This window comes from Isoptericola sp. NPDC056573 (genome assembly GCF_042793335.1).
In the GTDB taxonomy this organism is placed as follows: domain Bacteria; phylum Actinomycetota; class Actinomycetes; order Actinomycetales; family Cellulomonadaceae; genus Isoptericola.
This window is the reverse complement of record NZ_JBHTUY010000007.1, coordinates 179,147-186,161: the sequence shown is the minus strand read 5'-3', so window position 1 is coordinate 186,161 and position 7,015 is coordinate 179,147. Positions and strand designations below refer to the sequence as shown.

Below are 7,015 nucleotides of genomic sequence, written 5' to 3'. Positions count from 1 at the left end.
GCCTCCCGTGAGCACGCACCACCGCCCGTCGTGGCGGGGGGCCCCCCCCCCGGGGGGGCGCCCGGGCGCGGGCCGGCCCCCCCCCCCCCCCCCCCCCCCCCGCCCGCCCCCCCCCCCCCCCGCCCCCCCCCCCCCCCCGCCGGGATCCGGCAGAACGGGCACTGCGCCACCGAGCCGTCGGCGGGCTTGTCCTGACCGCCGATGTAGACCATGCGGTGCGGGGTCCACAGGCGCTGCAGCCCGTCCTCGGGCGGGCCGAAGCCGGCCGCCGGGACGGTCGTCGAGCCGGGTTCCTCGCCGTGCTCCTCGTGGTGGCCGGTCATGCGCCCCCCGCTCAGACCTGGGCGCGGTCGCGCACCGCCGCGACGATGCGCTCGATCGCGTCGGCGACGGGCACACCGTTCTCCTGGGTGCCGTCGCGGAACCGGAACGACACGGCCCCGGCCTCGACGTCCTCGCCCCCCGCGATGAGCACGAAGGGCACCTTCTCCTTGGACGCGTTGCGGATCTTCTTGCCGAAGCGGTCGTCGGACAGGTCGACCTCCGCGCGGATCCCGCGCGCCGTGAGCTGGGCGACGACGTCCTTGAGGTAGTCGTCGAACGCCTCGGCGACGGGCACGCCGAGCACCTGCACGGGGGCGAGCCACGCCGGGAACGCGCCCGCGTAGTGCTCGATGAGCACCCCCATGAACCGCTCGATCGAGCCGAACTTGGCGGAGTGGATCATCACCGGCTGCTGCTTGGTGCCGTCCGCCGCGGTGTACTCGAGGCCGAAGCCCTTGGGCTGGTTGAAGTCGTACTGCACCGTGCCCATCTGCCAGGTGCGGCCGATCGCGTCCTTGGCCTGGACGGAGATCTTGGGCCCGTAGAAGGCGGCGCCGCCCGGGTCGGCGACGAGCTCGAGGCCCGAGGCGACCGCGACCTCCTCCAGCACCGCGGTGGCCTTGGCCCAGTCCTCGTCGGTGCCGACGAACTTGTCCTTCTTCTTGTCGTCGCGCGTGGACAGCTCCAGGTAGAAGTCGTCGAGACCGAAGTCGCGCAGCACCGAGAGCATGAAGTCCAGCAGGTGCTTGACCTCGGCCGGCGCCTGCTCCGGGGTGACGTACGAGTGGGAGTCGTCCTGGGTCAGGCCGCGCACGCGGGTGAGGCCCTGCACCACCCCGGACTTCTCGTACCGGTACACCGACCCGAACTCGAAGAGGCGGATCGGCAGCTCGCGGTAGGAGCGGCCCCGGCTCGAGAAGATGAGGTTGTGCATCGGGCAGTTCATCGCCTTGAGGCGGTAGCGGCCGTGGTCGCCGACGTCCTCGAGGTCCAGCGGCGGGAACATCGTGTCGCCGTAGTACGGCAGGTGGCCCGACGTGTAGAACAGCTCTTCCTTGGTGATGTGCGGCGTGCCGACGTAGGAGAAGCCCTCCTCGATGTGCCGCTGGCGGACGTAGTCCTCCATCACCCGCTTGATCACGCCGCCCTTGGGGTGGAACAGCGGCAGGCCCGACCCGACCTCGTCGTGGAACGAGAACAGGTCCATCTCGGAGCCGATGCGGCGGTGGTCGCGGCGCTCGGCCTCGGCCAGGCGCTCGAGGTACGCCTTGAGCTCGTCCTTGCTGGGCCAGGCGGTGCCGTAGACGCGCTGCAGCATCGGGTTCTTCTCGCTGCCCCGCCAGTACGCGGCCGCGTTGCGCATGAGCTGCACGCCGTTGCCGATGAGCCTCGTGCTGGGCAGGTGCGGGCCGCGGCACAGGTCCTTCCAGACCACGGTCTCGCTCTCGCGGCCGGCGCCGCGGACGTTGTCGTAGATCGTCAGCTCGCCGCCGCCGACCTCGACCGACGACCCGTCCTCGTCCGACGAGCCGCCCTTGAGGCCGATGAGCTCGAGCTTGTAGGGCTCGTCGGCCAGCTCGGCGCGCGCCTCGTCCTCCGTGACGACGCGACGGCGGAAGGTCTGGCCCTCCTTGATGATGCGCGCCATCGTCTTGTCGAGGGCCTTGAGGTCCTCGGGGGTGAACGGCGTGGCCACGTCGAAGTCGTAGTAGAACCCGTCGGTCACGGGCGGGCCGATGCCGAGCTTCGCGTCCGGGTTCACCTGCTGCACGGCCTGGGCCAGCACGTGCGCGGCGCTGTGGCGCAGCACGGCGAGCCCGTCGGGCGAGCCGATCGTCACCGGCTCGACGACGGTGCCGGGCGCCAGCTCGCGCGAGAGGTCCAGCAGCTCGCCGCCGACGCGCATCACGACGACGTCCTTGCGGCCCGCGAAGAGGTCCGTGCCCGTCGTCGGCGTCTGCACCGTCACCGTGTCCTGGATCTTGTCCTGCGCGGCGTCGTCGGGGTTCGGTGGCATCGGCGAGGCGACGTCGGACACGTGCTGCTCCTTGCGGGTCGTGGGCGCTGCGGACGGGCACGGGCAGCACCTGGGCGGGACCGCCCGGGGCTAGGCGCCGGGCACGGTCGTGGGGCGCCACCATCGGTGACGCCCCACGATCGTACTCATCCGCGGGCCTCCGGCCCGCGCCACGCGCCGTCGGGCCCGCGCAGACGCCCCGGTCAGACGCCGGGGCGGGCGGCGGGGCCGTCGTCGTTGCGCTTCTTGGCCTCCGCGGCCGCCTTGTCGACGTAGCCGTCGACGTTGTCCGGCGTCCGCTTCTTCACCTCGGCCGCCGCCTTGTCGATGTTCTCGTCGGTGGCGAGGTCCTTGATCTTCTCCTTGGCCTTGTCGAACAGGCCACCCAGGCCCGAGCTCTCGCTCATGCTGCTCCCCCTCCGGCGCCGGCCGGCCCGGTGCCGTCCGGCCGTCGTCCAGACCACCACGGTCGTCGCGCACGCGCGACCCGGGCGGGCCGTCGTCCGAGCATCGTCGTGGGAGCACCGTCGCCCGAGGGATCTTTGTGAAGGACTTCACAAGAATCGTCGGTGCAGGTCAGGCGATGTGGTCATACCATAGAGACAGCGCCAGACCCGGCGCAGTCCAGACCGGCCGCGAACCACGCGACCCGGCACCCGGAGGGGACCATGACCACCACCCGCACCACCCAGCGACCGGTTCGCATCGTCGGCCTCGTCGCGCTGATCGCCGGCATCCTGATGATCGGTGCCGGAGCCGCCACGTGGGCCACCGTGAGCACGCAGCTCGCCGCCCAGGACATCACCGTCTCCGAGGACGCCGCGTTCCTCGGCGGAGCGACGGTGGACGGCCCGCTCACGGCGTACGCCCAGGCGCAGGTCATCGACAAGCACGCGCTCGAGGCCACGGGCGGCCAGACCTACGCCCAGCTCGAGCAGGACGACCCGCTGCGCGCCACCGCGATGAACGCCTCGTTCCTGCGGGCCTCGCTGTTCACGTCGGTCGTGGCCTACGGCGTGAGCGCCCTGGTGATGGGCCTCGGCGTCCTCTTCGGCCTCATGGGCTGGTCGCTGCGCCGCCTCGCCGCGGAGCCGGCCGTCGCCACCGCGACCGTCCCCGCCGCCACCGCCAGCCCGGCGCGCGGCCGGCTCAACCCGGCCGTCTGACCCGGCCGTCTGACCCGGCCGTCTGACCCGGCCGACCTCGCCGCCCGCGGCGACACCCCACGGCCCGCCCTCCCGACCCCGGGACGGCGGGCCGTGGCGCGTCGGCGTCACCCGCACCGTCGTGGGCCACGCCGTCGTGCGCCACCATGGACCGGTGCCCGTCGTCCCGCCGCCCGACTCCCCCGACTACCCGAGTGCCGCGCGCACCGCGCCGACGCTGGCGGCGCTCGACGCGCACCTCGTGGAGTGCCGGGCCTGCCCGCGCCTCGTCGCCTGGCGCGAGGAGGTCGCCCGCGAACGGCGCGCCGCGTTCCGCGACGAGCACTACTGGGGGCGCCCCGTCCCGGGCTTCGGCGACCCCGCCGCCCGCGTCGTGGTCGTGGGGCTCGCCCCCGCGGCGCACGGCGCGAACCGCACGGGCCGCATGTTCACCGGCGACCGCAGCGGCGACTTCCTGTTCGCCGCCATGCACCGCATTGGGTTCGCCAACCAGGCCACGTCGGTCGCGGCCGACGACGGCCTCGAGCTGCGCGACATCCGCGTCACCGCCCCCGTCCGCTGCGCGCCGCCGGAGAACAGGCCGACCCCCGAGGAGCGGCGCCGCTGCGCGCCGTACCTGGCGCGAGAACTGGAGCTCGTGGGCTCCGGCGTGCGCGTCGCCGTGGCGCTCGGCGGCATCGGCTGGCAGGCGCTGCTCACGACGCTCGCGGAGCAGGGCTGGGACGTGCCGCGACCCCGGCCGCGGTTCGCCCACGGCGCCGAGGTGACGCTCGGACGCAGCGCGGACGGCACCGCGGCGCCGGGCGCGGGTCCCACCCTCACCGTGCTGGGCTGCTTCCACGTCTCGCAGCAGAACACGTTCACCGGTCGCCTCACGCCGGACATGCTGGACCGCGTGCTGCGTCGTGCCCGCGAGCTCGCGGACGCCTGAGCGGCGACCAGTTCGTGCGGAGGTCGTGCGGGAGGCGTGCGAGCGGTCGGGGCGCGCGAGAAGACGGGGCTCGTGTCCGGGGCTCCGGCTAGGGTCGCGGCGTGACCGTGACCATCCTGACCGGGCCGCCCGGCGCGGGGAAGACGACCGTGGCCGCGCTGCTCGGCGGCGCGACGGACCGCCCCGCCGTGACCCTCACCACCGACACGTTCTACCGGTCGATCACCACCGGGTTCGTGCCGCCGTACCTCGCGGGTTCGCAGCACCAGAACGAGGTCGTGGCCGAGGCTGTCGTCGCGGCGACGACGGCCTATGCCCGGGGCGGCTACGACGTCGTGCTCGACGGCGTCGTCGGCCCGTGGTTCCTGCCCCCGTTCCGGACCGCGGCCGCGCGGGAGGGCTGGGACCTCGCGTACGTCGTCCTACGGCCGGACCTCGACGCCACGCTCGCGCGCGCCACCGGCCGCGCGGACGCCGAGCTGCGCGACCCGGCCGCCGTACGGAGCATGCACGCCGCGTTCGCCGACCTCGGCGACCTCGAGCCGCACGCCCGCGACACGACCCACGAGGAGCCCGCGCTCACGGCCGCGGCGGTGCGCGCGGCCCTGGACGACGGCGCGTACCGGCTCGCGCCCGACGCGACGCCCGACGAGACGCCCGACGACCGTGTCGACCCGCCGCTGCGGGCGGACGAGGCCACCACGCTGCGGGCGTACCTGGGTTACCACCGCGACACGCTGCGGCGGAAGACCGCCGGGCTCACCGCCGCACAGCTGCGTACGCCGCTGCCGCCCAGCACGATGACGCTCGGCGGGCTGCTCAAGCACCTCGCGTACGTGGAGTCCAACTGGTTCGTCGAGGTGTTCGACGGCGCGCCGGCCATGCCCCCGTTCGACACCGCCGACTGGGACGCCGACCGCGACTGGGAGTGGCACAGCGCGGCGGACGACTCGCCGCAGGACCTGCGCGGGCTGTTCGACGCCGCCGTCGCGGCGGCCGACCGGTCGATCGACGCGGCGCTCGCGACCTCCGGGCTGGAAGGCACGTCGACCCGCGAGTCGAGGCGGCCCGGCGAGGGCCCGTTCAGCCTGCGCTGGATCCTCGTGCACATGATCGAGGAGTACGCGCGGCACAACGGTCACGCCGATCTGCTGCGCGAGGCGCTGGACGGCACGACCGGCGAGTGACCCGCCCCACCCGCCGGGTCAGGCGGGCGCGGAGCGGGCCCGCTCCCGGGCCTCGCGGCGCGGCCGCAGCAGGAACTGCTCGGTCGTGTACCCCACGACGACCGCGACGATCACGACCGGCGCCATCCCCGACGCACCCGACCCCAGCAGCATGACCACCAGCACCGTCGAGGAGACGGGGAACGGCAGGGTCGCCGCCGTGGCCGCGCCCATGCCGGCCGCCAGGGCCGGGACCGCGCCGTACCCGGGCAGGTCGGCGGCGAGCACCCCGGCGGCGGCCCCCAGCAGGACCGCGGGGAAAATCGGGCCGCCGCGCAGGGTGCCGAGGGACACGGCGTAGGCGACGCCCTTGAGCACGAGGAGCGCCACCAGCGCCCCCGCCCCCCAGGCCGCCGGGTCGGCCGCGAGCGTCGGGAGCAGCGCCTGCCCGGAGAGCGCGACCTCCTCGGGCGAGCGACCGGTGGCCAGCGCGTAGGCCGCCGCGCACACGGCGACCACGAGCGCCCCGAGGACGGCCGCGGGGAACGGGCGGGACGCCGCCCGCCTTGCGACCCCTTCGCCCAGGCGGTGCACGAGCCGCACGACGACGGCGACGAGCACGGCGACGGGCAGGGTCCACAGCACGTCGCCGACGTCGGGCCGGGCGGGGGCGTCGACGTCGGGCAGCGTCAGCGACGCGATCTCGAGGCCCGTCCACGTGCCCATGCCGGTGAACACGAGGGCGCCCACCCCGGAGGCCGCCAGGGAGGGGAGCACGACGGCCGCGAGCCGCGCGCCGGCCAGCCCGGTCAGCGCCGAGGCCTCGACGACGAAGACCGCCCCGACCACGGGGCTGCCGAAGATCGCCGACAGGGCCGCGGCGGAACCCGCCACCGCGATGACCTGGCGCGCCGGGTCGCCGAGCTTGTCGTCCCACGGCCGCACCAGGACCAGGGCCAGCGCGGCGCCGATCGCCAGCAGCGGCGCCTCGGGGCCGAGGGCGACGCCGAGCGGGAGACCCGCGAGCGCCGCCAGGAGCACCCCGGGGACGTGGGACGCGGGCACGGGCCCCAGGCTCAGGCCGTCGACGGGCACGTGCCCGCCGTGCCCCGGCAGAGACCGGACCGCGACCCCGACCGCGACGCCGGCGACGGCCAGCCACGGCAGGGGCCACCACCAGGGCGGTCCGTCGAAGCCCCACGCCTCCGGGAGCGTCTCCCACACCAGGTGGGTCAGCTCGTGCAGGACGGCGAGGAACAGGAAGGCCGCCACCGACACGGGGATGCCGAGCAGCGCGCAGACGCCGAGGAACCGCGCCCACGGACGACGCGTGGTCGGGTTCTCGACGTTGGCGTCGGCGGCGGTCACGGTTGCTCCTCGAGGTGCGCGGGTCGCGGGCGACGGCGCTCGC

At 74.8% G+C, this 7,015-nt stretch carries 6 protein-coding genes and 1 pseudogene; 3 read left to right on the top strand and 4 right to left on the bottom strand.

Going from position 1 to position 7,015, the window contains the following annotated elements; genetic code table 11:
* Positions 1-137: 137 nt before the first annotated feature.
* The 3 genes and pseudogenes from ACFQ8E_RS14165 to ACFQ8E_RS14155 form a co-directional block, all read right to left on the bottom strand.
* Positions 138-323 (bottom strand): annotated as a pseudogene (locus ACFQ8E_RS14165) (hypothetical protein); the annotation flags it as partial.
* 11 nt (positions 324-334) lie between these two features.
* On the bottom strand, positions 335-2,362 hold the full coding sequence (gene thrS / locus ACFQ8E_RS14160; RefSeq protein WP_430551193.1) for a threonine--tRNA ligase: 2,028 nt from the start codon (positions 2,360-2,362) through the stop codon (positions 335-337).
* A 182-nt stretch (positions 2,363-2,544) separates the two neighbouring features.
* Positions 2,545-2,748: a hypothetical protein gene (locus ACFQ8E_RS14155; protein WP_430551192.1), complete on the bottom strand. Its 204-nt coding sequence runs from the start codon at positions 2,746-2,748 to the stop codon at positions 2,545-2,547.
* A 261-nt stretch (positions 2,749-3,009) separates the two neighbouring features.
* On the opposite strand from ACFQ8E_RS14155, the gene ACFQ8E_RS14150 reads away from it, so the two are divergent.
* From ACFQ8E_RS14150 to ACFQ8E_RS14140, 3 genes are all read left to right on the top strand, one after another.
* Positions 3,010-3,507 carry an aromatic ring-opening dioxygenase LigA gene (locus ACFQ8E_RS14150; protein WP_430551191.1) on the top strand — a complete coding sequence of 166 codons (498 nt, stop codon included), beginning with the start codon at positions 3,010-3,012 and terminating at the stop codon, positions 3,505-3,507.
* Between the two features lie 154 nt (positions 3,508-3,661).
* The gene (locus ACFQ8E_RS14145) at positions 3,662-4,438 is read left to right on the top strand and encodes a uracil-DNA glycosylase (RefSeq protein WP_430551190.1); all 777 of its coding nucleotides are present in this window, start codon (positions 3,662-3,664) and stop codon (positions 4,436-4,438) included.
* 101 nt (positions 4,439-4,539) lie between these two features.
* Positions 4,540-5,625: a DinB family protein gene (locus ACFQ8E_RS14140; protein ID WP_430551189.1), complete on the top strand. Its 1,086-nt coding sequence runs from the start codon at positions 4,540-4,542 to the stop codon at positions 5,623-5,625.
* A gap of 18 nt (positions 5,626-5,643) precedes the next feature.
* Here the strand turns inward: ACFQ8E_RS14140 and ACFQ8E_RS14135 are convergent, their stop codons facing one another.
* Positions 5,644-6,972, bottom strand: a complete 1,329-nt coding sequence (locus ACFQ8E_RS14135) for a chloride channel protein (RefSeq protein ID WP_430551188.1) — start codon at positions 6,970-6,972, stop codon at positions 5,644-5,646.
* Positions 6,973-7,015 lie beyond the last annotated feature (43 nt).